This is a genomic window from Peribacillus psychrosaccharolyticus ATCC 23296 (assembly GCF_000305495.1).
Classification (GTDB): domain Bacteria; phylum Bacillota; class Bacilli; order Bacillales; family DSM-1321; genus Peribacillus; species Peribacillus psychrosaccharolyticus.
Genome location: NZ_AJTN02000153.1, coordinates 59,896 through 85,546 on the forward strand (window position 1 = coordinate 59,896; position 25,651 = coordinate 85,546).

Annotated in this window: 25 protein-coding genes and 1 pseudogene; 1 reads left to right on the forward strand and 25 read right to left on the reverse strand. The window is 39.2% G+C overall.

What is annotated here, in order from left to right; all coding sequences use genetic code 11:
* Positions 1-6: 6 nt before the first annotated feature.
* The 7 genes from WYK_RS06800 to WYK_RS06830 form a co-directional block, all read right to left on the reverse strand.
* The gene (locus WYK_RS06800) at positions 7-1,068 is read right to left on the reverse strand and encodes a Gfo/Idh/MocA family protein (protein ID WP_040373786.1); all 1,062 of its coding nucleotides are present in this window, start codon (positions 1,066-1,068) and stop codon (positions 7-9) included.
* On the reverse strand, positions 1,061-2,065 hold the full coding sequence (locus tag WYK_RS06805; RefSeq protein WP_040373787.1) for a Gfo/Idh/MocA family protein: 1,005 nt from the start codon (positions 2,063-2,065) through the stop codon (positions 1,061-1,063). Before WYK_RS06805 ends, WYK_RS06800 begins: the two co-directional genes overlap by 8 nt.
* A 13-nt stretch (positions 2,066-2,078) precedes the next feature.
* Positions 2,079-3,161, reverse strand: coding sequence for a Gfo/Idh/MocA family protein (locus WYK_RS06810; RefSeq protein ID WP_040373788.1), 1,083 nt, complete (start codon positions 3,159-3,161; stop codon positions 2,079-2,081).
* A gap of 22 nt (positions 3,162-3,183) precedes the next feature.
* Complete coding sequence (locus WYK_RS06815) at positions 3,184-4,017, reverse strand: carbohydrate ABC transporter permease (protein WP_040373789.1); 834 nt, start codon at positions 4,015-4,017, stop codon at positions 3,184-3,186.
* Positions 4,018-4,159: 142 nt separating this feature from the next.
* Positions 4,160-4,969, reverse strand: coding sequence for a carbohydrate ABC transporter permease (locus WYK_RS06820; RefSeq protein ID WP_328286266.1), 810 nt, complete (start codon positions 4,967-4,969; stop codon positions 4,160-4,162).
* Between the two features lie 58 nt (positions 4,970-5,027).
* The gene (locus WYK_RS06825; protein ID WP_235782458.1) at positions 5,028-6,323 is read right to left on the reverse strand and encodes an ABC transporter substrate-binding protein; all 1,296 of its coding nucleotides are present in this window, start codon (positions 6,321-6,323) and stop codon (positions 5,028-5,030) included.
* Between the two features lie 392 nt (positions 6,324-6,715).
* On the reverse strand, positions 6,716-7,699 hold the full coding sequence (locus tag WYK_RS06830; protein WP_040373790.1) for a LacI family DNA-binding transcriptional regulator: 984 nt from the start codon (positions 7,697-7,699) through the stop codon (positions 6,716-6,718).
* Between the two features lie 154 nt (positions 7,700-7,853).
* Here WYK_RS06830 and WYK_RS06835 point away from each other — a divergent pair, with 154 nt between their 5' ends.
* Positions 7,854-8,471, forward strand: coding sequence for a YesL family protein (locus WYK_RS06835; protein ID WP_040373791.1), 618 nt, complete (start codon positions 7,854-7,856; stop codon positions 8,469-8,471).
* A gap of 28 nt (positions 8,472-8,499) precedes the next feature.
* Here WYK_RS06835 and WYK_RS06840 read toward each other — a convergent pair whose 3' ends face one another.
* The 18 genes and pseudogenes from WYK_RS06840 to WYK_RS06920 form a co-directional block, all read right to left on the reverse strand.
* Complete coding sequence (locus WYK_RS06840; protein WP_040373792.1) at positions 8,500-9,267, reverse strand: toxic anion resistance protein; 768 nt, start codon at positions 9,265-9,267, stop codon at positions 8,500-8,502.
* Complete coding sequence (locus WYK_RS06845; RefSeq protein WP_040373793.1) at positions 9,264-9,902, reverse strand: 5-bromo-4-chloroindolyl phosphate hydrolysis family protein; 639 nt, start codon at positions 9,900-9,902, stop codon at positions 9,264-9,266. Before WYK_RS06845 ends, WYK_RS06840 begins: the two co-directional genes overlap by 4 nt.
* Positions 9,903-10,082: 180 nt before the next feature.
* A complete protein-coding gene (locus tag WYK_RS06850; protein WP_040373794.1) occupies positions 10,083-11,078 on the reverse strand; it encodes an ABC transporter ATP-binding protein in 996 nt (331 codons plus the stop codon).
* Positions 11,071-12,054: an ABC transporter ATP-binding protein gene (locus tag WYK_RS06855; protein WP_040373795.1), complete on the reverse strand. Its 984-nt coding sequence runs from the start codon at positions 12,052-12,054 to the stop codon at positions 11,071-11,073. Before WYK_RS06855 ends, WYK_RS06850 begins: the two co-directional genes overlap by 8 nt.
* A 2-nt stretch (positions 12,055-12,056) precedes the next feature.
* Complete coding sequence (locus WYK_RS06860; RefSeq protein ID WP_051387361.1) at positions 12,057-13,265, reverse strand: anhydro-N-acetylmuramic acid kinase; 1,209 nt, start codon at positions 13,263-13,265, stop codon at positions 12,057-12,059.
* A 103-nt stretch (positions 13,266-13,368) separates the two neighbouring features.
* A complete protein-coding gene (locus WYK_RS06865; RefSeq protein ID WP_040373796.1) occupies positions 13,369-14,202 on the reverse strand; it encodes an ABC transporter permease in 834 nt (277 codons plus the stop codon).
* 21 nt (positions 14,203-14,223) lie between these two features.
* Positions 14,224-15,171 carry an ABC transporter permease gene (locus tag WYK_RS06870; RefSeq protein ID WP_235782459.1) on the reverse strand — a complete coding sequence of 316 codons (948 nt, stop codon included), beginning with the start codon at positions 15,169-15,171 and terminating at the stop codon, positions 14,224-14,226.
* A 36-nt stretch (positions 15,172-15,207) separates the two neighbouring features.
* Complete coding sequence (locus tag WYK_RS06875) at positions 15,208-16,752, reverse strand: ABC transporter substrate-binding protein (protein ID WP_040373798.1); 1,545 nt, start codon at positions 16,750-16,752, stop codon at positions 15,208-15,210.
* Complete coding sequence (locus tag WYK_RS06880; RefSeq protein WP_040373799.1) at positions 16,753-17,805, reverse strand: serine hydrolase domain-containing protein; 1,053 nt, start codon at positions 17,803-17,805, stop codon at positions 16,753-16,755.
* A gap of 13 nt (positions 17,806-17,818) precedes the next feature.
* Complete coding sequence (locus WYK_RS06885) at positions 17,819-18,670, reverse strand: MurR/RpiR family transcriptional regulator (protein WP_040373800.1); 852 nt, start codon at positions 18,668-18,670, stop codon at positions 17,819-17,821.
* A gap of 236 nt (positions 18,671-18,906) precedes the next feature.
* Positions 18,907-19,767, reverse strand: a complete 861-nt coding sequence (locus WYK_RS06890; RefSeq protein ID WP_040373801.1) for a MurR/RpiR family transcriptional regulator — start codon at positions 19,765-19,767, stop codon at positions 18,907-18,909.
* Positions 19,768-19,784: 17 nt separating this feature from the next.
* Complete coding sequence (locus WYK_RS06895) at positions 19,785-20,684, reverse strand: BadF/BadG/BcrA/BcrD ATPase family protein (RefSeq protein ID WP_040373802.1); 900 nt, start codon at positions 20,682-20,684, stop codon at positions 19,785-19,787.
* A 72-nt stretch (positions 20,685-20,756) separates the two neighbouring features.
* A complete protein-coding gene (locus tag WYK_RS06900; protein ID WP_040373803.1) occupies positions 20,757-21,824 on the reverse strand; it encodes a DUF871 domain-containing protein in 1,068 nt (355 codons plus the stop codon).
* 32 nt (positions 21,825-21,856) lie between these two features.
* Positions 21,857-22,173: pseudogene (locus WYK_RS06905) on the reverse strand (PTS lactose/cellobiose transporter subunit IIA).
* A 33-nt stretch (positions 22,174-22,206) separates the two neighbouring features.
* On the reverse strand, positions 22,207-23,511 hold the full coding sequence (locus WYK_RS06910) for a 6-phospho-beta-glucosidase (protein ID WP_040373814.1): 1,305 nt from the start codon (positions 23,509-23,511) through the stop codon (positions 22,207-22,209).
* 35 nt (positions 23,512-23,546) lie between these two features.
* Complete coding sequence (locus tag WYK_RS25555) at positions 23,547-23,726, reverse strand: hypothetical protein (RefSeq protein ID WP_235782460.1); 180 nt, start codon at positions 23,724-23,726, stop codon at positions 23,547-23,549.
* A gap of 171 nt (positions 23,727-23,897) precedes the next feature.
* The gene (locus tag WYK_RS06915) at positions 23,898-25,184 is read right to left on the reverse strand and encodes a PTS sugar transporter subunit IIC (protein WP_040373804.1); all 1,287 of its coding nucleotides are present in this window, start codon (positions 25,182-25,184) and stop codon (positions 23,898-23,900) included.
* Positions 25,185-25,219: 35 nt separating this feature from the next.
* Entirely contained in the window at positions 25,220-25,528 is a 309-nt protein-coding gene (locus WYK_RS06920; protein ID WP_040373805.1) for a PTS sugar transporter subunit IIB, read from the reverse strand.
* Positions 25,529-25,651 lie beyond the last annotated feature (123 nt).

Below are 25,651 nucleotides of genomic sequence, written 5' to 3' on the forward strand. Positions count from 1 at the left end.
AGATGCTCAATCCTCTGCTGGATTGTTAAGTTTTATCGCTTCACCTTTATCAGCTGATTCATACAGTCCATTAATAATTTTTTGTAGAATCACTCCCTGTTTTGGTGTACTAATAGGAGGTTCACCTGCGATGCAGCTCTGAATAAACCGTTCCATCTGAAGAGGATGGTCGCGGTTTTTGGGAAGGTAGGTAGGGGTTACGTCTACGAGCGTGTCATGTTTTTCCTGATAGATTTTCAAAGGAAATACATCTGCCCCGCCCTTATCCCCCATTAGCACAACACTCATCTCTTCATGTTGTTGAATATTAGCCGCAAATGCCGTTTCAATAATAATGGAAGAACCGTTGGTAAACGTAATCATGCCGCGTACCATGTCTTCTACCGAGAATTTTTCCCAGTCCCACTCTCCAAATAGTCCTACACCCTTTTTGTTTCCAAGCTTTTGATAGGCAACCCCAAATACCGTGTCTGGTTCAGGATAGTCCATTAAGTATAAAGCTGTATCCAGCATATGCACACCTATGTCAATAAGCGGACCGCCGCCCTGTAATTCTTTATTGGTAAAAACTCCCCATCCAGGAATGCCCCGTCTTCTGATAGCATGAACTCTAGCTGCATAAATCTCACCTAATTCATCAGCCTGAATATATTTTTTCAGTGCACTAACTTCTTCCGTGTGTCTGAAATTAAATCCATAGGTTAATATTTTTCCCATCTTCTGAGCCGTGTGAGCCATTAATTCAGCTTCTTCAACCGTCATGGCCGGCGGCTTTTCACAGATTACATGGCAGCCCGCTTCTAAGGCAGCGATGGTCGCAGCAGCGTGAAATTTATTAGGTGTACAAATACTCACCGCATCCAGTTCAACGGTTTCCAACATTTCCTTATAATCACTAAAAACATGATCAATACCAAACTCAATAGCCAGTACCTCAGCATTTCCTCTTACGACATCTGCAATAGCAACCACTTTTACTTTATCGTTATGTTTACTATAATTCGGGAGATGTACATTTCTTGCAATACCCCCTGCCCCGATAATGCCAACTCGAAGGATATTACTCATCTGACTCCCCCAGGATATCTTTTATTTCCACTCTACATTTCCGTTGATGAGATAAAGCAGCGGCTTCATTTATTACGGTCAAGTTAACCACATCTTCTTTAGTAATCGTTGAAGGTTTATCATTCTTAATAAGTGCTCCCCATTGTTCAATCGGCATTGGTAATGAGTCCAATTTTTCTATAGACATCACCCCGCCGTCCTTTAGCAACCGAATCTCTTCATTTTCAATAAGCAGTGTCCCATGGGTGCCATATAACTCTAATTGGAAGGGGCTGCTCTGTGATAGAAAACTAGTTTCTATTACGCCAAGCGCACCAGATGTATATTCGAGTAAAACAACAGCACTGTCATCCACGCCCAATTGTTTGGTTTGCTGTAACCGTGCATGAAGTGCGGAAACAGGACCAGCTAAACGATTGGTTAAATAGATGGGATGTGCTCCTAAATCTATTAACGAACCTCCCCCGCATAATTCCTTATCAAAAAACCGTTCCGGCAGCCATCCTGAGGTTTCCTGGTTAACCGGTACCGCTCCATTATGAGCAAGCCGACAGCGAATCATCGTTAACGTACCTAGTAACCCTTCATCTACCACTTTTTGAGCATATAAATAATAATCCTTCGTTAATCTAGGTAAAGAGACAACCAACTTAACTCCATGCTCTTCTACTGCTTGATAGATTTCCTGACAATCCTCTAGTGAAAAAGCCAACACCTTTTCAGTGAAAATATGTTTATGGTTCTTTGCTGCAGCTAGTATAACCTCCTTATGCATACTAGTAGGCGTATTGACCACGACAGCGTCAATAGAAGAATCCGTCAAAACCTTTTGTAAATCCTGTTCAAATCGGACACCCAGTTCTTCTGCCCACTTACTCCCCCGTTCCGCTTCTTCATCCCATATAACTTGAACGGAAAAATTTTCATTCTCCCGTATTTCCTTTTCATAATCATTGGCATGTACATGCCATCTGCTTAATAAAGCTACATTAATCATTTATATTCCTCCTCTATTCAAAATAAACGGCATTACCTGTTTTAGCTGATTCATAGATTGCTTCAAGTATCTGAGTGACTACCAGCGCTTGTTCTGGTTTGACAATGGGCTCTGTATCATTGATGAGGCATTCTATCCAAAGTGATGCTTCTAGGTCAGCATCACTTTCTGACTTACCGTCATAAAACGCTACGCCGCCGGCATCTAGTTCCACATCGGTTTGATATAATTTGCTGAACTTTTCTCCGTTTATCCGCAATCCACCCTTCATGTCTGCACCGCCTTCAGTACCACTGAGGGAACATTTGGATTCATCAATATCGAGTGTATTCAATGCCCAACTTGCCTCTAATACAATCGTTGCGCCATTTTGCATGGTTATAAATCCAAATGCTGAATCTTCTACTGTAAACTTTTCTGGATCCCAAGGACCCCACGCATTAGCTGCGTCTTTCTTTTTCCCCAATTGATGATAAACATTTCCCATCACCGATTTGGGTTGATAGTTATCCATCATCCATAGGGTTAAATCGAGAGCATGCGTCCCAATATCAATTAGTGGTCCTCCACCCTGTTTTTCTTCATCTAAAAACACTCCCCATGTTGGGACAGCACGACGACGTATGGCATGTGCTTTTGCAAAATACACTTCCCCTAAGTCACCTTGCTGGCACACCTTGTATAAATGTTGGCTATCTGGTCTAAAGCGATTGTTATAGCCAATTGTTAGTTTTTTGCCTGTCCGTTTTGCTGTATCAGCCATTTGTTTAGCTTCTTTATACGTCTTTGCCATAGGTTTCTCACACATAACATGCTTGTCAGCTTCCAAAGCGGCAATTGAAATTTCAGCATGAGAGATATTAGGTGTCAAAACATGAACCACATCAATGGATGGGTCTGCTAATAACTCCTTATAATCTTCATAGACAGATGCATCAGATGTTCCATATTCCTTGGCGGCTTTTTCAGCTTTTGCTAAATCAATATCACAAAAGGCAACCAATTTTACTTCTTCAAGTTTTTTAAGACTTGGCAAATGCTTGCCATGTGCAATACCTCCACAACCGATAATTCCTACATTTAATTTTCCTGTCATTCTGTTGACCTCCTTGAATTAACTATTTAATTCCACTAAATGTAATCCCTTTAATAAATGTCTTTTGTAAAAAGAAGAATAGAATAATAATAGGAATGGTCATCATCGTGGCTACAGCCATCATCAGCCCCCACTCTGTCCCCATTTGACTTTGGAACTGCTGAAGTCCTAATGACAACGTATATTGAGCTTCATCCGTTAAATAAAGTAAAGGTCCCATAAAGTCTGTCCAGCTTCCCATGAACTGGAACAATCCTACAGCGAGGATGGCGGGCTTAGCTAATGGGAGCATAATCTGCCAATAAATACGAAACTCACTAGCACCGTCTATTTTTGCTGCATCTCTTAAGGCATCAGGCAGCCCCATGAAAAACTGTCTAAGTAAGAAAATGGAGAATGGAACCCCAAAGAAAGCAGGGACGATTAGCGGCAGTGGTGTGCCTACCCAGCCGATTTTATTAAATAATAAAAACAAAGGAATCATGGTCACTTGGGATGGAATCATCATTACCGCAATGGTTATGACGAATAATACATTTTTGCCCCTCCACTCAAGCTTTGCAAAACTATAAGCAACAAGCGGACAAGAAATAATCACTCCCAATGTACTTAACACCGTAATTAAGACAGTATTTTTAAGATACGTAAAAAAAGGAATGTACTCGATTGCATCAAGATAATTCATCCATTGAAATGGATCTGGAATCCACTCGATTGGGAATGTGAATACCTGTGTGATTGGTTTTAAGGAAGTGGAAACCATCCATATAAACGGGAGAATAAACAACAATGAAACGATGATTAAAATGATATGGGTAAAAGTTACGTTAACTTTTTTTCTAACTTTTGCATTCATCATTATCCCTCCCTATTCTCCTTGGTAGTGGACCCATCGTTTAGATGTACTGAATATGATGGCTGTTAAAATCATAATGATAACGAAAAGAATCCACGCCATCGCAGAACCATATCCCATTTTGAAATACTTAAAGGCATTATCATACATATGCATGACATAAAAAGGTTAAGGAGTTGGCTGGCGTCCCTTGGCCCTGGGTCATCGTATACGGTAAAGTAAATTGTTGAAAAGCCCCTATTAATCCCATTACCAAGTTATAGAAAATAACGGGTGTTAATAAAGGGAGTGTAATGTGTCTGGTCTTTTGAAACCAACTAGCACCATCTACCTCAGCAGCTTCATAATATTCTTCTGATATATCCCCGAGGCCTGCCAGATAAATGATCACCGGTTGTCCTATTGTCCATAGAGACATGAGAATCAACGATGGTTTAGACCAGTTCATACTTCCCAGCCAATTAGGTCCCTGGATTCCCACCGAATCCAGCATGCCATTCACTAGTCCAAATCCGGGATTAAGAAGCCACATCCAAAGTACAGCTAAAGCTACCTGTGGAACAAGCGTAGGCAGAAAGAAAATCGTCCGATAGATGGCTAACCCCTTAACCTTCATATTTAGCATCATGGCAAGAGAGACACCGAATAGTATGCTTAGAGGTACAAAGAACACCGCGAAATAAATAGTATTTGAAATTGATTTCCAAAATAATTCATCATGAAAAAGTTCAGTATAATTCTTAAATCCAACAAATTCCCCCGCATCTAGAATGCTGTATGTTGTCAGGCTATAATACATAGAAGAAATTAATGGATAAGCATAGAATAATAACAATCCAATAATCCATGGAGAAGCGAAGAGCCAACCATTCAACGATGATTTTCTCAACGGTTTTCTTAATGTGGGTTGAATTAAAGTTTTTTTATGGGTACTTGTCGTTACTTGTGCCACAGCTATCCCTCCCTTTTATTAAAGAGGAGGAAAGAAACCCTCCCCTTCTAAGTAGTATTTATTTTTCTAGGGCGTCTGTAACGGTTTTGGTCACTTTATCTAAGTTCTCCTTAGGAGTGCCTTTATCCCTCGTAGAGTTTTCTACAGCAGTTTGTAATTCATTCCAGTATAGAGATCCTTCTGTCATAACTGGACGACTTTTTGAATTGGGAAGAATATTAATGAACTCCTTAAAGATAGGATCATCAGCATAACCAAGATCAATATTTACCGACTCAATAGCCGAAAAGTCCCTGCTTGATTCACTAAAAAGTTTCTGTCCCTCTTCTTCACCAAAAAACTTTAGAAACTTCCATGCAGCTTCTTTTTTCTTCGCTCCTTTTGGAATAACCACTGACCATCCGCCGGACCAAGTTGTATGATCGGTTCCTGTAGGAGTTGGAATAGGAAATACTCCATAATTTAAATCTGGCTTATACATGTCAATTGTCGCAACATTGAAATTTCCACTAATCTTCATACTGATTTGGCCAGTTAAAAATGGATCCATTGCACCTGTCCCTTGCGAATCAGTAACCCCGGAAATATCCTCAACATTATATTTTTTGGCAAAATCAGTTATCCATTCCAATGCTTCAACATTTTTTGGATCATTAGCGGTTACCGTTTTCGTTTCTTTATCATAAAAATCACCGCCGAATGTCCACCCCCAACCATAAAACCATCCTTGTGCATACCAAGGAATAAAACCAATTCGTTTAAAACGTTTCCCATCTTTAATCGTAAGTTTAGATGCAGCATCTTCTAATTCTTTGATTGTTTTCGGCGGGTTTTCAGGATCTAACCCCACTTCTTTAAAATGATCTTTATTATAAAATACTAATCTTGCATCTGTTGTCGTTGGTATTCCATAGAGTTTCCCTTCATAACTTGCTTCATCCCAAGTATAAGGATAATAATTCTCCTTTTTTATTCCATCTGCTGCCGCTAATTCAGTTAAGTCTTCCAGAGAACCTTTTGCTGCCCAAGAGGCTACTTCAAATCGGTCAAAATAGGCAGCATCTGGAGGATTCCCTCCAGCTATTGATGTCAAGAGTTTTTCATTTGAACCTTCACCCTGATTGGCAATATATACGGATTTAACCTTAATATCAGGATTCTGCTTTTCAAATGCTTTAATAACATTATTCATCCCTTTAGCGGTTTCAGAAGTCGTGGAATGCCAAAAGGTAATGGTTGTTTTTCCATCCTTGTCTCCCTCCACTTTTTTATCAGAAGAACAACCAGATAATACAAGGACAAATACAAACAAAAGACTCATTAATTTAAATAGAACACTCTTTTTATATACCATTTAAATTCCCCTTTCCCTTCTTGGGTTAAAAACAGTCATTAATACGTATACACAAAAAAGAAAGCGCTTACTTTTTAGGTGAATTTGAATATTTCATACGATTACTTTCTTACATCTTTAGAATTTTTTAAATCAATGATGAAAGGATCTTACATGAGGACATAACGTGTGTTGACAATTATTCAGGAGTAGTTAAGCAAAGGAGCCCAAGATGTTTAAATAAATATAGAATAAAGTTACCTTCAATCCTCCCATATTTATATTTTTATTTCTTTAAGTCATAAAAATGTAATCGTTTACATTTCTCCTCCATATTAATACGGATGTAAATATTAGTCAATTAAATTTCTGAAAATACAGAATTTTTATTTCGTAGAAATTTTTTACCGTATTTAGGTTGACTCACGAATGACTAAATCATGGTCTAAAATAATACTTTCAACCTTTTTTCCTTGAATTTTGTTGATAATCATCTTCGCTGCAATGCACCCCATTTTAAACATAGGCTGAGAGATTGTCGTCAGCGTTGGATGGGTCATTGTAGAAAAACTAATATTATCAAATCCCACCAAAGCAATATCATTGGGAATGTGTAAACCATTAGTATGAATTTCATTTAAAGCTCCAATGGCAAGAATATCGGATACGGCGAATACAGCCGTTGGCCTATTTGGATGGTTTAATAGCTGCCTCATTGCCTGTTGGCCCCCTTCAAAGCCTAAACTTTCAGCATGGTAAACCCAGGACAGGTTTAATTCAATTCCAAATTCTTTTAACGCTCTTTCATACCCTTGACGTCGCTCCCGTGCATACAAAAACTTTTCATCCGAGTTTATTAGGGCAATTTTCTTATGACCTATTTTGATTAAGTACCTTATAGCATGATAGGCAGCTAATTCATTATTAATCGTCGTATAAGCAATGCTTCCATCAATGTCATATTCGCTGCACTGTATAATTGGGTGTTTTTCTGCAAGATCCATTAAATTCCTTTTATTTACGGTAGGATCCATTGATATAATACCGTCCGCTAAGTGATTCTTAATTAAATTAAAATAAATAGATTCCCTTTTTGGATTTGAATTAGTTTGACAAAGGAGGATATTATAGTCTAGATTAATAGCCGTGTCCTCAATCCCCTTAATAACATCTGTGTAAAAGGGATTAGAAATACTCGGAATCAATACGAGCAATAGTCTGCTTTCTAACTTTCTAAGATTTCTACCTAGAGTACTCGGCTCATAATTCAACTCTGTTATGGCTTGTTCAACTCTGATTTTTGTAGAAAAGGATACGGCAGAACTCTTATTCAGCACCCTAGAGACCGTCGCAACGGAGACCTGTGCCTTTCGTGCTACATCGTGAATATTAACCATCCTATCACCTTCTCTCAGCTATTCATGTAATCGATTACATATATATTAGGGTTATTATGTCAAAAAAAACGAAAAAATAAACATAAATATCCAATTCATACTATTTTTGATAGAATAATGGTAATAGAAATCATTCAGATTTGAGGTGTAAATATTGAGGGAACTTTTCAGTATTGATCGTCCTATTTATCGCACCCTAGAAAGCTTTTCAAATTTGGTTATTCTTAATTTATTATGGATTTTGATGTGTCTTCCCATCATCACGATTTTTCCAGCTACCATTGCTATGTTCGGCGTCATTAGACAGTGGATAAATAAAGAAGATGACAGAGGGCTGACTCGGTCTTTTTTCTTACTGTTCAAGCAGAACTTTAGGCACGGGTTACTCCTAGGCGTTATTATCCTACTATTTGGAACGCTAGTAGCTGTTAATTTTTCTTTAGCCCTCCAGTTGGAAAATCCGCTAAAAATGATTTATGTAGTTTTCTTATCTTTTCTCAGCCTATTATATACGTTTACCTGTATTTACTTGTTTCCGCTTTTAGTTAATTATAAAGATAATTGGAAAAACCTACTCAAAAACGCCCTATTACTTTCTATTATTCACCTGCCGATCACGGTTATCTGCATAATAACTTTATTTTTCGGTACGATTCTTATCGTTTTCATCCCCTTAACGTTTATCATTGTATTCAGCCTGACCGCCTACGTTATTTATTACTTATGCAGTAAATCATTTGATAAAGTTAAGTTCGTTCATCAACTTCCATAAAAAAAAGACCGACTGCCTACAGCCGGTCTTACTTCACGTTATCCAATTCCCTAACCATTCCATCAATCTCTTCCAGACTATCAGCAAATTGCTTCGCTGCGTCAGTTTGTTTGCGACTCAAGTTTCGGACATCGGCAATTTGCTTTTTCCAGAGTGGAATAATGGTTTGAAGAGCGTGATCAATTTTATCATCGATCAACTGGGTATTATTTTGGAGCATCTTGATCTGTTCTCCGGTTTGCAGCAATATCGTTCGACTGGTCTGCAGCTCATACTTACGCTCTTCTGCGGCTTGATGAAGCATGGTCCCTGCTTGTTCAACCCTCAAATCAACCAAACGTATTTCTAAAGCAGAAAGATAAAGTTCAACCTCAGCATAAGACTCAAACGTAAGTTGCTCAAGCTTCCCCAGCATCTTCCCATCTTCACGAAAGATCCGAACGAGGTGAGTCAGCTTCACTGCCATTCGATCAAGTTCTGCTTCGCTCCGGTGCAACCGTGCGAGTGCTTCTCGTTCTGGAATCGTACGTCTCCAAAACAGCAGCCTGCTCCATAAACTACTGCTTTTCTTCCGGCTTTCAACGCTTAATCTTGCCACCTGCGTTTTCAACAATTGCAGCTGTTTGGTTAGTTCATGACTTTCATGTTTTTGTACATGACGCAGGAGATAATGATTCAAGTCGGTACAAGCTCCCTGCACAATCAGTCCAAACTCAGCCACTGTAGAAGAATCAATTTGACTAGCTAATTTGGCTGCTTGATCACTCGCTCTGTGACCAGATACATTTATATTCATTTAATCAACGGCTTTTTGTTTAAGGTTTGCTTAGCCATATCAAGCTCCATATGCAGCGTCTGAATATCCCCCTCAAGCAAGATACCTAGGTCGCTATCAATTTGTTTCTCAAGTAATTTAATCGCATCACGTGTTTCATTTAACGAAATAACCAGATCGACTGTGCGATGCGGCTGCTTATTCAGAAAAGCATGCTTTTCCGTTAATTCAACAAGCGAATTCAAATGATAGAAATAAAAGGACTCGGCTTGATAAAAGCGTTTTGGCTCATTTCGGACGAGCGAATCAATCCGCTTAACCTTCCGCAATACTTCATAATTCTGCTTTGAGGCCAACAAATCTTTAAAGGAGAACATTGACTTTTGCAGACGTTTAATCTTCTCTTTACCCTCGATTAGATTCTCTTTAACAAATTTATATTCACGTCCACTCATCCCGATATTCTTAAGCATCTTATGTCTTCCTACAACTTTAAGTCCTGTAAAGACAACCGCAGCACCTGCAAGTGCATATACTGACGACAATAAGTAGGAGATATCCATACCAATCCAACTAACTGCCCAGATTGAAAAACCTGACAACGACGCAATCCCAAGTGACAACACCGTGTACATGATGGATAGAATAGGCTTCATTTCGTTCACTCCCCGCAATCTTCTATCTTTAGTCTAACAAATTCCATTCCAATACGCATCTATAAATCGCCTATCTTTTCATACATATGACGACAACTGCTTTGACATAACCCTTAGCAGTCTTTCCTTTATTATCGCAAACAAAACCCTCCGCTGAATCTGGCGGAGGGGTTATCTTTACTAGGGCTGGAGACTTAGTTCTTCATTGTCATAAAGATGGCAGGCTACCCAATGTTCTGGTTCCGATTCTTTAAAGATTGGTTTTTCTATTTTGCATCTGTCATGTACCTTTGGGCATCTAAGGTGAAACGGACACCCTGATGGTGGGTTGGAAGGGTCTGGAACATCTCCTTTTAGAATGATTCTTTTTTTCTTTACGCTCGGGTCATGAGATGGAATAGCCGACAAAAGTGATTGCGTATAAGGATGCAGTGGTCGTTCATATAACGTATCGGTTGCTGCTGTTTCCATCATCTGTCCAAGATACATTACCCCAACTCGGTCACTGACATGGCGAACCACATTCAAATCATGAGAGATAAATACATAGGTCAACTTAAATTCCTTCTGCAATTCTATTAAAAGGTTCAAAATTTGTGCTTGGATTGAGACATCAAGTGCTGATACTGCTTCATCTAGAATAACTAGCTTTGGCTTAACAATTAAAGCCCGGGCAATACTGATTCGCTGCCTTTGTCCACCGCTAAACTCATGTGGATAGCGATTAATCTGTTCCGTTGACAAACCTACCTTCTCAGCAATCGCAATGACCATTTTTTCTGCTTCCTTTTTTGAAGCAAGTTTATGTGTTAAAACTGGTTCAATCAGTAATTGTTTAACCGTCATACGCGGGTTCAGCGAACTGTATGGGTCCTGAAATATCATTTGTAGATCGCGGCGTACTTTCCGGAAATCACGCTTTGAATAATCGAGCAGATTTCTACCATTATAAAAAACATCACCCTCGGTTGGCTCGAGCAAGCGTAGTATAGTTCTACCTGTTGTTGACTTTCCACAGCCGCTCTCCCCGACCAGTGAAAAAGTCTCTTGTTCATGAACCTCAAAGCTTATGTCGTCAACTGCTTTAACCCTTCCGGTCGTACGACGCAGCACACCCGTTTTTATCGGAAAATATTGTTTAAGATGATTGACTTCCAGCACTATGTTCTTATGCATTGACCACACCTTCCTTCGCGTAAAGCCAACATTTTGTTGAATGGTCATTCCCGATTTCAAGAAACGGGGGTGAACTATTACAAACAGGCATGACATGCGGACAGCGTGAGGCAAAACGGCAGCCAGCTGTCTGCTGCTTTGGTGTCGGAACCGTTCCTGGTATTGAATAAAGCGATTGGGTACGGTTGCCAAGTGATTGAACAGATCTTAATAGTCCACTAGTATATGGATGAGCTGGATTGCTAAATAACTTAGCCACTGTCGTTTCCTCAACAATTTCGCCCGCATACATCACAGCCACTCGTTCACACATTTCGACAATAACGCCCAGGTCATGAGTGATCATTAATATGGAGGTATCAAAGTCTTCGGTAAGTTCATTCATCAGATCAAGAATTTGAGCTTGAATGGTCACATCAAGGGCAGTGGTTGGTTCATCCGCAATTAACAGCTTAGGACTGCAAATGAGTGCCATCGCTATCATCACCCGCTGCCTCATCCCGCCAGACAGTTGATGCGGATAATTTTTCATAATTTGCTCGGGACGAGATATCCCCACCTTTTTCAACATTTCAACCGCCATGTCACGCATTTGCTTTTTGCTGAATGTGAAATGAAAACGAAGCACCTCAAGAATTTGATGTTCAATCGGATAAAGGGGATCGAGTGCCGTCATAGGTTCTTGAAAAATCATTGAAATATCATGCCCTCTGACTTTTCGAAGCTCTTTTTTCTTCATTTTAGTTAATTCATGCTTGCCATCTAGAACGATGCTGCCACGAGTAATCTTTAGTGAATCAGCTAGTAAGTTCATGATGGCAAGTGATGTAAGGCTTTTACCGCTCCCTGATTCACCAACTATCCCATATCTCTGTTTTTTCTTAATTGATAGATTTATATCGTTAACGACAGGATATGTTTTCCTTCCGTCAACAAGATCGATAGATAGATTCTTAATCTCAAGGATGCTGTTCATAATTAATTCCCCCATAAGCTAAGTAAACGTTGAAAGGCTTGAGGCTGAGTATAAGCAATCTTCCCCATAATGACGGAGTTTCCAGCACCAGTTGCCGATGGAAGCTGATTGTACTGGCCAAGCAGGCAATGATACCCGAGAATAGCAAAGCCAATCGCTTCCTTTAAATCACTTGATATAGCAAAATTCTCATGGGTGCTAACTATTTTGCCCGGAAGGTTTTTTCGTAACTGTTCAAGCAAGTAAGGATTATAGCTGCCCCCGCCACCGATAATAACTTCGTCGATGGTGCGACCTTCTGTCTCTAGGAACCTGCTGTAGCTATCTGAAATTGTCTGTGCAGTCCAAGCCGTCACTGTAGCAACCAAATCTTCATTTGAAAGACCGATTTGGTTGGCACTTTCCATCACTTCATCGACAAAATGCTTATTGAATAACTCACGGCCAGTCGTTTTCGGTGGTGTTAATACAAAATAAGGATGTGACATCAGCTGTTCAAGAAAAGCAGCGTGAATGTTCCCAGATGCTGCTATCAACCCATCCTTGTCATAGGTTTGCTTCCCGTCCGTTACATGATAAACGACCGCATCAATCACCATATTACCGGGACCCGTATCAAAGGAGATAATCTCTGTTTCAGCAGCTCCTTTTGGCAAAAAGGTCACATTGCCAATACCGCCGATATTCTGAATCGCACGTGACTTATTTTCATCACGAAATAAAATGTAATCAATAAAAGATATAAGCGGTGCTCCTTGACCTCCAGCTGCCATATCTGCTGTACGGAAATCACCAACGACAGGAAGCCCCGTCAATTCAGACAGCACGGAAAGATCTCCTATTTGCAGCGTTCCCGGTACATCCGCTAAATCATTTGTGCCCGTTGGTTTATGGTAAATCGTCTGTCCATGCGAGCTGACAAATAAAATATCTTCGTGCTTCACACCGCTATTACCAATCAACTTTTCTACGATTCTTGCATACTCACGTCCAAGATACATATTCATTGATGTAATATGCTCGATATTTGCTGTATCTGGTGAACAAAGCTGAAGAAGCCGTTGGCGCAATTCATCTGAATATGGTTGAAATAGGGAACTGAGTGTATGAACGTTTGTGTCTCGGTCAACTTGTTCTATTTCCACGAGGACGGCATCAATGCCATCAAGAGATGTACCAGACATTAAACCAATTCCGATATGCTTTACCATAGTTCCTCACCTCTTCTTTGTTATGAAAGTGGCCAAGGAATGACCCCTTTATATAGTTATTAACTGACTTAAAACAAATAGGGCTATCCTAATGTAAGTATTCTCAGGACTTTCTCATCTTTGGATCAAGGATGTCCCTCAGACTGTCGCCAAACAAGTTAAAACAGAAAATCGTAAATACAATCGCTGCAGCCGGGAATAAAATCGTCCATGGGGCAAATTCCATATAGGTCCTGCTTGCGTCTAGCATTCCTCCCCAAGAAGGATTAGGCGGCTGAATGCCCAGTCCAAGAAAGCTAAGTGCTGCTTCGGTCAAAATAGCTCCCGACAAAGCTAAACTAATCTGAACGATAAAAGGTGCAAGAATATTAGGCGTAATATGCTTCATAATAATTTTTACAGGAGAAACCCCGATTGCAACAGCGCTTGTAATATATTCACTTTCCTTCACAGAAATAACGGCAGCTCTAACAGTCCTTGTGAATACCGGAGTAAAAACAATCCCAATTGCAATCATGGTATTACTCAGGCTCGGTCCTAGTACTGCGACAATTGCCAAGGCGAGTAAAATATCAGGAAAAGCAAACAGCACATCCATTACCCTCATAATAATACTGTCTACTTTTCCCTGAAAGTAACCACTGATTAAGCCAAATAGGAGGCCCATTGATGCTCCGATGCCGACTGATATGAGCCCAACCTTAAGCGACACTTGTGTTCCTAAAATAATTCTTGATAAGATATCTCGACCAAATTCATCGGTCCCAAACAGAAATTGACTGCTTGGTCCTTCCATGACATGAGAGGTGAACATTTTCTCTGGGCTGTATGGTGCAATCCATGGAGAGAAAAGACCAATAATAACAACAAGAAATATCCCGGTAAAGCCCATAATACCAACTTTATCATGTGATAATTTTACAAAAAATTCTTTCATGGTATCACTCTCTCATCGCTGTTATTTATAGTTGATCCGTGGATCTAAGTACGAATAGAGGACGTCAACGAGTAAATTAATCATCACAAACACAAAAGCAATAAACAGAACAGACCCTTGAACAACCGTAAAATCTCGCTGGGTAATAGCCGTTAATACGAGCTGTCCTAGACCAGGCAGTGAAAAGATTTGCTCAATGATGACCGCTCCTCCAAGCAGTGTCCCTACTTGCATGCCTATGATTGTAAGAATTGGAATCATCGCATTACGCAGTGCATGATCAAAGATGATAACCCGTTCACGAGCTCCCTTGGCACGGATTGTCCGAATAAAATCCTGTCTCAATATTTCCAGTACAGAAGATCGTGTCATTCGCATCACTGCACCGGCCATACCAGTGCCAAGGACTAAAGACGGCAGAATCAGAATTTGTAAATTTCTTAGTGGATCTTCGAAGAAGCCGATATATCCTACAGGCGGGCTGTAAGAAAAGAAGAGCGCAAGTACAAGAATTAAAACCGTTGCCATTGCAAAGTTGGGCACCGAAACACCAAGCAGGGAAACCATTCGGACGCTGAAATCAGTTTTTGTATTATGTCGAATAGCAGCAATGATTCCCATTGGGATGGCTATAATCCAAGAAATCAGTGCTGAAAGAAGCGTTAATTCAAAGGTAATGGTAAATCGGCTAAGAATATCTGGAAGTACAGCTTGTCCGGACCGCATCGATTCCCCGAAATCTCCACTTAAGACTCCGCCCATCCAGTTTAGATATTGTTGATGCAATGGAAGATTGAGACCAAATTCCTTACGGAGCTGAGCAAGCGACTCCGGTGTGGCATCGGTACCCAAAATGGTCATTGCTACATCACCAGGTACAACCCGCATCATCACAAAGATAAAAATCGAAACGCCGAACAGAACGGGAATCAGCATCAACAGACGCCTTGTAATATATGCATACATCATCTTCACCCTTACTGTTTAAGAAAGCTGACGCTGTCCTTATTTTATTGAAACACCGATAATATTCTGAGCATTATGCGGATATGGTGTAAAGCCTTCAACATTATTACGTACTGCGACAAAATTCATCGGTGAAACAAGAAATAGATTTGGAGATAGATTCAGTAATTCCTTCTGTGCCTGTGTGTATAATTGCTTACGTTCTCCGGTATCTATTGTCTGCTTTCCTTTTTCAACAATGCTGTCAAAGTTCTTATCCGCAAAGTTCCAGACGTTTGCAGAACCAGTACTATGGAAGAAGTAATTTAGCGCCCGATCAGGATCTGTCCCAGAACCGTTACGCCCGATTAAGATATCTGCCTTCTTATTAGACCAAGTATCAATATAATCGCCCCACTCAATTTGTTTAATTGTCGCTTTCACGCCAATTTCCTTCCATTGCTGCTGCAACAATTGGGCAGTATCAACCATGTCTGGATACGTGGAAGCGGTTGTAATGACGATTTCAAATCCATCTGGATAACCTGCCTCGGCTAAGAGTGTTTTTGCTTTATCCTGATCCTTTTGATAAAATTCTTCTTTTGTTACATCAATTGCCCAATCGCTCATTGATGGAGCTACTGGACCTGAGATAACTGCATCACCATTCCAAACGATATCGGCAATACTTTGGCGGTCGGTTGCCAAGCTCAATGCCTGTCGTACTTTTTCATCATTCAATGGCTTATTGTTTACATTAAACCCAACATAACTGTATTCCAGCGATTGATAAGGCTTAATGGTTAAGTCTTTGCTTTTTCCCAGTAATTCTGCAGATTTAGCTGAAACAGTGGTAAAGTCAATCTCGCCCGTACGAATCGCCGAAAGACGTGCAGATTCTTCTTTCATTGTGTAATAAACTACTTTATCAAGCTTTGGTGTATCCTTGATGTAATAATCAGGATTTTTTGTAAGTGTTACACTGTTATCTGGGACCCATTTTTCAAACTTGAAAGGACCAGTACCAACCGCAGTCTGCTGAAGATCACCCTTTTCTTCAACCACTTCCTTCGCTACGACAACTGCACTTGAATGAGTCAAATTAGCAAGAAATGTTGCATCAGGCTTGGCCAGCGTAAATTTGACTGTCGTGGGGTCAACCGCCTCTACCGAATCGATATTGGCAAAATATGATTTAATGTGTGAAGCGGTTTTTTCATCAAGGATGCGTTCGAAGCTGTACTTGACATCCTCAGCCGTCATTTCACGGCCATTGTGAAACTTAACACCTTTTACAAGATTGAATACATACGTTAGGTCATCCGGCTGCTCCCATTTCTCAGCCAGCTGTCCAACAATTTTCATGTCTTTATCGAAGGTTAATAACCCCTCATATACTTGAGAGTAAATTCGTACAGATGAAGCAGCAGGTGTTTTATGTGGATCAAGACCTGCGGGCTCCTGATCATTGGCAATTTTTAACGTCTGTTCAGCATTTGGCTTCTTTTCCCCAGCTTCTCCTTCTGTTTTCGTATCTTTACCAGAGCAGGCAACCGTAAATATCGCAATACAAGAAAGTAACACTAGCACCCAAAACTTTTTCATCTAATTAAATCCCCCATTCATAATTTCAGAAAAAATAGTTTGTCTAAAATCCTTACTATTAATTGGCGTTGGAACATTCAGACGGTTTGTTAGAAGTGCGACAACCAATCTTCGTTCTGGGACAATCCAAAGAGCAGTTCCAGTAAAACCAGTATGTCCGCAGCCTATTGGAAAAGTTTCTGATAAGTCCCATCCAAGCCCTCGTGTACCATTTTGCTTTGTCATTGAGGTTTCAATAAGACAACGATCAATTATTTCATCACCTCCCCTCAGATAAAATTCACCCAGCTTAACTAAATCTGCAGCGTTTCCAAATAAGCCTGCATGACCAGCTACTCCTTGAAAAAAATAGTGTGCATTTCCGTCATTGACTTCTCCACTAATCGGAACATCTTTCTTACGCCAAGAAGTAAATGTCAGGTCACGCTCATCGCACATCTTTCTTTCGATTCTATTTCCGTACTCAGTAGCCGCGGCTAGATTGTTGATGGGTCCATAGGAAAGTGTTGCTAGATTGAGCGGTATGGAAATATTTGTTTGAATAGCTTCGTGGAGTGTAGTCTTAAGTTGATGCTTGATAACTTCACCGAGGAGGATGTAGTTTAAATCACTGTACAAAACAGAACCTAATTCCATCTCGTTTGATAATGAAATCTCTGAAAGAATGGAGAATAAATCACGATTAGGTAAATGTGTATACAATGGATACCAAGCAATTAATCCTGAGGTATGTGTCAAAAGCTGACGAATGGTAATGGGTGCTAAGCATTCATTCTCTGCTGCTGCCGGAAGTGCTTCACTTAAACTAGTATCTAAGGACACTCGTTTATTTGAAATAAGCTGTAGTATTAAAGTAGCCGTAAATAACTTCGTCACACTTGCTAAGTCAAATCTAGTATTCATGGTCATTTTCAGATTAGTACTTTTATTGGCTATTCCATATGCTTCTTTAAACATTGTCTTACCGGCAACGGAAACCTGACAGACACCTCCAGCAAACTCTTGCTTTTGAATATGTTCAGTAAAAAGCTCATTAATTCTGGAAGCAATCATGCAATCACTCCTTTCACTTTTTGAAGCGGTTCTGTATAGCTTCACGAGTACGCTCAAGATAATCAATCGATTGACTATAATTCTTAGATGCAAGACTCATAAACAGGATATCAATGATAGTCAGTTGAGCAATACGTGATGCTGTTGCTCCACTTCTGACACTCTGTTCAAGCGCTGAAACGTACAAATTAATATCTGCCAATTTTTGAACCTGGTTATTCCCATAGCTCGTAATCGAAATAATTTTCGCTTGATTGTTACGAGCTATATTTACCGTATCAATAATTTCAGCAGTCTCTCCTGAATATGTAACCGCAATAACCACGTCTTCAGACGTTACATGCACAGCAGAAGTCAACTGAGTATGACTATCTGTCAGTGCCTCGCACCAACGGTTGATACGCTGGCATTTTTGTTCAAAATCCAATGCCACGATCGCCGAAGCACCTACTCCAATAACCAGAATCTTACGTGCTTTGCTCAGTACATCGACCGCCTGCTCAATAGCTGCTTCATCTATTACTGATAATGTCGCTTCAATTGAACGAAGACTGTTATTAGAAATCACTCTTATAATCTCACCAACACTCGCATCAGCTGTTAAATCGCGATACCGCTCATTTAAATCCTGAGGTTTTGCAGTCGACGCCGAAATACTGAGCTTCAGTTCTCGATACCCTCTAAATTGAAGTGACCGGCACATCCTGATAACGGTTGCTTCACTTGTCTGGCACTTCTTCGCCAATTGCTTTATCGGCATCATCAGCACCTTTTCATGATGGTTGAGAACATAAAGCGCCACCTTTTTTTCAGCAGGCTTAAGGGTAGCACATCCCTGCTGCACCCGTTCCAATCCACCATTCATATCCTTCACCCTTTACCCTTTTTCTTTTTAAGGAGTTTTACTTGCTTTATATGTAAAAATATGTAGTTAAACTACATATTATAAATTAATAGTCTTTTAGTCAATAACTATTCTAAATTTTCAGATATTATCGCGATCGTCAATCATACATTAATAAGACAAACTGTAAAAGCTCCTTAAGACACACAAAAAAAGCACCTCCATTTGTTAGATAGCATCTAACATTTAGGGTGCAGTTAAGCGTCTCTTTTCGTGAATTTTAATACAGATTCTCGAGAACGTTCTATCTCATTTTTATTATCCTGGTAATATTTAGACACATAAGCATAGAAAATAATGCTGATTGTAAGAAATTGGGCAAATAATGAACTTGTGGCTGCACTTCTGAATTCTGCCTCTGGAGCTCGTACATGATGTAAAGACATATCTACTTTTTTAGCTAATCCATTGTTGCCGATTTTTGATAAACCAATCGTTTTTATGTCATTTATTTTAGCAATATCAACTAGCCGAAGAATTTCTTCCGTTTCCCCACTATTCGATATGCAGAAAAACACCGTATTCTTTGAAGATGCTGCAAGTGCTGTTGCCGTAATATGAGGATCTTGATTCGCACTCACTACTTTCCCTAATCTCAACCACTTTTGGGTAATGTCTTCTGCAACCAGCCATGATGCTCCCAACCCATATACATAAATCACATCCGCATTTCTCATACTCTCCACTATCTTATTGATCACTTCTTCATCCAAATAGTGCGCTGTTTCTTCTATAGTTTGCACAGAGTTAGAAACAATTTTTTCTTTAATGGATGCGATTGTTTCATTCGGTTCGATATCATAGAACCCTTTTTTCTCTGGCTGTGAAATATGAGAAGAAAGAGAAACCTTTAAATCTGCAAAACTATTTACTTCAATTGACCGACAAAATCGTGTTACAGCTGAACTGCTTGCGTTAGCATGATCGGCTAATTCATGAATGGTCATTCTGACACTCTCTTTAGGATTCGTTAAAATATATTGCGCTACTTTTTTTTCTGAATTTGGTAATTGATTAATCAAACTTTGAATTCTAAATAGAACATTCTCGACTTGCATATCAAACTCCTTACATGCTATTTTCTAATATACTTCATTGATAGGTAGTAACAACCTAGCGTAGATGACACATCTTCTAAAATAAATGTAGCTTCTGGGAGGGCAGATTTAACCTGTTTAATAAATGAATTTTGCACCATAGGAATATTTGTTAAGACACTTCCTTTTATGGCAACCGTAACATTTTTCCTGTAGTTCAATTTTTGACAGACAGTTAATGTACTACTCGCAAGATGAGATCCTGCTTGGATAAGAACATTCTCGGAGAATTCATCCCCAGATTCTGCTTGCTGAACAATGTAGGGAACAAATGCTGAGATTTCTGCCTTTGTTGCAGAATAGATAAATTTTTTCAGCTCTGTTACACTGCAATATCCTAGTTCTGTGAGGACTACCCTTGTTAAATGACTATATGGTATTCCTTCATCCTCTTCTTTCGTCATGTTCATAAAAGCTTGTACAGCAATCCAGTATCCGCTTCCTTCATCACCAAGAATATGTCCCCAGCCGCCTGCCATTTTTTCATTCCCATTATGTACGCCAATACTCACGGAACCAGTACCTGAAATGGTTAAAACACCATCTTTTCCTTTTAATAATGCAGCATGAGCAATCATTCCATCATTAACAATAATAAAAGGACTATCAAAAGTCTTTTTTAATTCAGATTCTATGTTTTGAGGATCTTCCACTCCACCAAAGCCGGCTAATCCTAAACATATAAAAAGACATTGTTCATTTTGTAAGGTGATGCTGCACTGTTTTATTGCTTGGATAATATTGATTATTGCTTGCTTTTCATTAATTAGCAAATTTCCGTATCCAGATTTTCCCTCACTAATTTTATTGCCATCTAAATCATAAGCAACTGCTTCTGTTTTAGTCCCCCCGCCGTCAACACCCATAATATATCTCATATCATTCTCCCATTTCTATAAAGAAAAGGAAGGAACCATCCTCCCTTCCCTCAAATATTTATATGTATCGATTTATAGCGTGAAACGGAATTTATCCCACGGTGCTAAATAATCCAAAAGGAAAATTTCTTCTTCAACTATTCGTCCGACCACGTTTGTTTTTCCTGAGTTTTTCATATCTTTCAAAGCAATCTGCAATTCACCCTTGTATTGTCCATAAAGTTCATTTTCAACTATTATATCTCCCCGTCTAATATCGGGCGTAAATGTCGGTTTAAACTCTTCATTCTTATATTTCACACGGGATTGAGTCGAGCGAATAAGATAATCAGAGACATCGCCGCGATAAAAATGTAATTCTTCTAACACTATTTTCTTTTCTAATTCTGTAACAGTATCGTGAAGATTAATTGTAAATGTCTGCATATCACTGTCTACCTGACTAAGAGCGTTTAACTCAGCTTCTGAAGCATAGGCATTGGCAATAATCACCTCGTCAATTAATCCCATTGCATAGAGATGCTTTGCCTGCACTGCCATCGGTAAATCACGATGCATTTCTACTGTACATAATCCTTCAGTTATTGGCCAAGGCCCATACGTTGCCGCACTAGAGTTGATAAAGGCAGCCGTATGAATATTGTGTTTTTTGAATTCTTCACAGCATTTCTGAAAATGAGCATAGCTTAACCCTGCATAGCGATGAGGATAAAAATTATGGGATCCTGTTAAATTCTCTTTTTTAGGCTGATATGCCATAATATTTTCTAAGTATTTTGTTGCATTGCTCATATTTATTTCGATTTTTAAATCATATGGATTATGTGTCATAATCGATTCTTCGTTTCCGGTAAACCCCATATCCAGTCTGATGCCATAAGCCCCTAAATCTGCAAAGAAGGACAAGTCATTGTAGGAAATACCCAGCACGCCGAATACTCGAGGGGCGATATCAACCATAACTTCCATATCTAATTGATTGGCATAGGAAATCGTTTCTTTAAATTCTCTCATTATCTTATTTTTATCACCTTCAACTGAAAGCAAACAAGTAAAAATCTTTTTGAAGCCATATTTGTGGGCAAGTTCAATATATTCCTTGTCTCTTTCAACGGTAGAGTGCTCTGGATAGATGGAGATACCAAGTTTTTCATGATAACTTTATCACCTCTTTACTTCTCATTTTTTGGCGCTAATTTTTTCACAATCCGAATCATATGTTCAATTAATTTTTGTTCACTCATTGCGGTCATTAAATGATCTTGAGCATGAATCATCAGTAACGTTTTTTCACTTGCAGCACCATTCAATTCAGCTTGGATTAGCTTTGTTTGTGTCTTATGAGCCGTAATCATTTCTTCTTCTCGGCTTTTTTGAAGTTAAATTCTTCTGCTGCTGATAATGCTTCAAAGGCTAACCCTCGTGCATTTCCACTATGAGATATGATTTCAAAAATATCCATTTCATTATTATTCATTTCCATTGACATATGATAACACTCCTAATTTACTAGAATTTAAGATTATTGAAAAAATCGAGGAAGATATTCTTTATGTGCCTCTAATAGTTTTTGTAAGACCATTTCAGCTAACTCATCACTAGGTATTAGCGGATTAATGGTTAAGGCTAATAATGCTTTGTCATAAGAGCCAGTGACAGCAGCTTCTGCCCCTATTCGTTCGAATGATTTAATTTGTTGGATTAACCCTTGTATTTGTATAGGCAATTTGCCCATATTCAATGGAACCGGCCCATTTTTTGTTACGACACACGATACTTCAACGGCTGAATCATAATCAATTTCTACTAAAGAACCTTTATTTTGGACATTTAAAACTTGAATATCTTTTTTGTCATTGTAAATAGACGAAATAACATTACACGCTGCATCGCTATAGTATGCACCACCACGTTGTTCCAATTGGGGAGGTTTGATATCAAGATTTTCATCTTTATATAGTTCAAATAATCCTTCTTCTAACTTTTTCACAATTTCAGCGCGAGTATTCCCCGATTTAAACGCTTCCAGCTCGTCCTCTAAAACTTCTTTTGTTTTATAATAATATCGATGATATGGACAAGGTACGACTCCTAACGATTTTAAAAACCTTGGATTCCAAGGAAGCGGAGCGATATTCTTCATTGTCATCTGGATTTCTGAATTCCCTAACATATCTAAGACCTTATCGGTTACTTCTTGATCATCAAGGAATACATGTGTTCCATAAACCATATGATTTAAACCGGCGAAATCAATACGTACCCTGTCCATTTCGACTTCCAGCATCTTCGAAATAGACAAGTGCATATTGAAAGGTACATTACATACGCCAATCACTTTTTTGTGTTCGCTGTAGCGAAGAAGCGCCTCCGTTACCATACCTGCTGGATTTGTGAAATTAATCAACCAGGCCTGAGGGCAGAGCTCTTGTATTTCTTTAGCAATATCCAGTAAAACGGGTATTGTTCGTAGTCCTTTAAATAATCCCCCTGCACCATTTGTTTCTTGTCCAATCATCCCCAATTGTAATGGAATTCGTTCATCTTTTACTCGTGCATCAAGTAACCCTACCCTCATCTGTGTAGTAACAAAATCAGCATCTTGTAAAGCTTCCCGCCGATCAAATGTTAAATGAATCTCCATCGGTACTCCTGCTTTTCTAACCATTCTTCGTGCTAAGGCACCTACAATTTCAAGTTTTTTTCGTCCTGCTTCAATGTCTACTAACCAAAGTTCTTTAACGGGTAACTCGTCATACCGTTTAATAAAACCTTCTACTAATTCAGGAGTGTAACTAGAACCGCCGCCGATGGTGACAATTTTCAACCCTTTTACGTTGTTCAATTTATACACCTCATCTTTTATTGATATACAATCACATAACAAACCATTGTGCTGACTGCTAATAACGATAAGAATAAGATCGCCGACTGCTTCTTCGTTTTACATTTACCTTCAACGATATTCGTAATCATCGTAAGTCCAGCACTTATCGCAAAGGAATTCCCTATAAAAAGAGATAATTGCTTATCAATCTCCAAACTATTCATGATTGGGTTAAAGATCAGATTAAAAACAATAATAAAAGAAAAAATAAAAAGGCACTTTTATAACTGAAAAAGTGAAGTCCTGCTGTTACATTCATCGTTATTTCCTCCTTTTTCTTTTACATAAAAGGAGTTTGGAGCAACTAGTCCCAAACTCCTTTTATCTTATATCGCAACCTTATTATCAGAAGTTTCTTCTAGTTTTTCCTGTTCTAAAAGCTTTTGATCGTACATTTTAAAGAATGGCAGGTAAACAAGCACAGAAATCGTAATATTAATAAGGACGAGAATAACAGCCCGCCAATCACCGCCGGTTGAAAGGTAAGCACCAATCGGAGCTGGCAGTGTCCACGGAACCATTACATAGGTAGGGTTCACCAGACCTACTGTCGTTGCAATGTAAGCTAGAGTAGCACCAATCAGTGGAGTAATGATAAATGGAATAATTAATACCGGATTCAATACAATCGGCATTCCAAAAATAACGGGTTCATTGATGTTAAATATACTTGGAACAATCGTTGCTCTCCCCATAGCCTTGCTATAACTTGACTTTGCGGTTAAGAGCATGGCAATCACTAACCCCAACGTCGCTCCCGAACCACCAATCCAGATAAACCATTGGAAAAATGTTTCAGGTGCTATGTGAGGAATGTCCTGACCAGCTGCAACAGCTGCTGAGTTATTAGCTAAATAAACTTCCCATACAGGCCGAGCAACCGCGCCGACAACTGATACTCCATGAATACCAAATGACCAGAAGAAAGTAATTAAAAATACTGGAACAAGTACACCAGGTAAGGTATCTCCCGCTTTAACCAGCGGTGCAACGGCCTTATCAATCAGTGAATGTAAATCAACACCGAAAACAACTGTAATAATGGTCATAACGATTAACACAAATGTAACTGGTATTAATGCTTCAAATGAACGGGCTACTGAAGTAGGCACGGAATCTGGCATTTTAATCGTAATATTTTTCGTTTTACAAAGACGTAGAATTTCAACAGAAAATATGGATACAATCATTCCTACAAAAAGTCCGTGACCCCCGAGATTGGTCATGGGCAGAACAAAGCCCACACCATCCATCACTTCTACACCGATTGTGAATAAGAAGGCGGCTAATGATAGTAAACCTCCAGATAAAGGATCCAATTTATAACTTTGAGAAAGGCTATAGCCGATGCCAAAAGTAATATATAACGTCATAATAAACATCGTTAATCGATAAGGAATTAAAATTTCAGCGATATGTTTTGCTGCCCACTCCCCAACCGCAGAATCTGCTGCAACAGGTGGAAAGGCAATAATGAGGAATAAGCTCCCAAAAATGATGAATGGTAAGGCAGAAACAACGCCATCCCGTATTGCGCGTAAATGTTTTTGCTCTGATAGTTTAGCCATGGGTGTTGAGAGATTATTTTCTAAAAAAGCGATAAACTTATTCATTCTTTTTTCCCCTTTTGACTAGTTAATAGGTACGTCTATTTCTTTACTAATTCGTTTATTAGTTTCACCAACGTTGGTCCACCCAATGGACTATAAGCCTGCGGCGGAATGATTTGACAAGGAACGCCTGCTTCATCTGCTGAAGCTTTATACCCATCGAAACGATGTCTAACTTGAGGTGCTACCATTGCTGCGTCCCAGCCATTACGAACCTCCGCATCGAATTCCTGAGTACCAACTGCTAAAACTTCCAAATTCATTCCCTGTTTTTCGCCTTCTGTTTTCAACGCTTTAACGATAATTGCACTTGACATGCCACCCGAACAAACAAATAGTACTTTCATTTTCATTCCTCCTATTAATCTTATATATAGAAACATTAAATTGCTTACGATCATATAAGCGATTTAAGGCACTCACTAATATTGATTACTGATTTTATAATTATTGATTGAATTTTATAATTA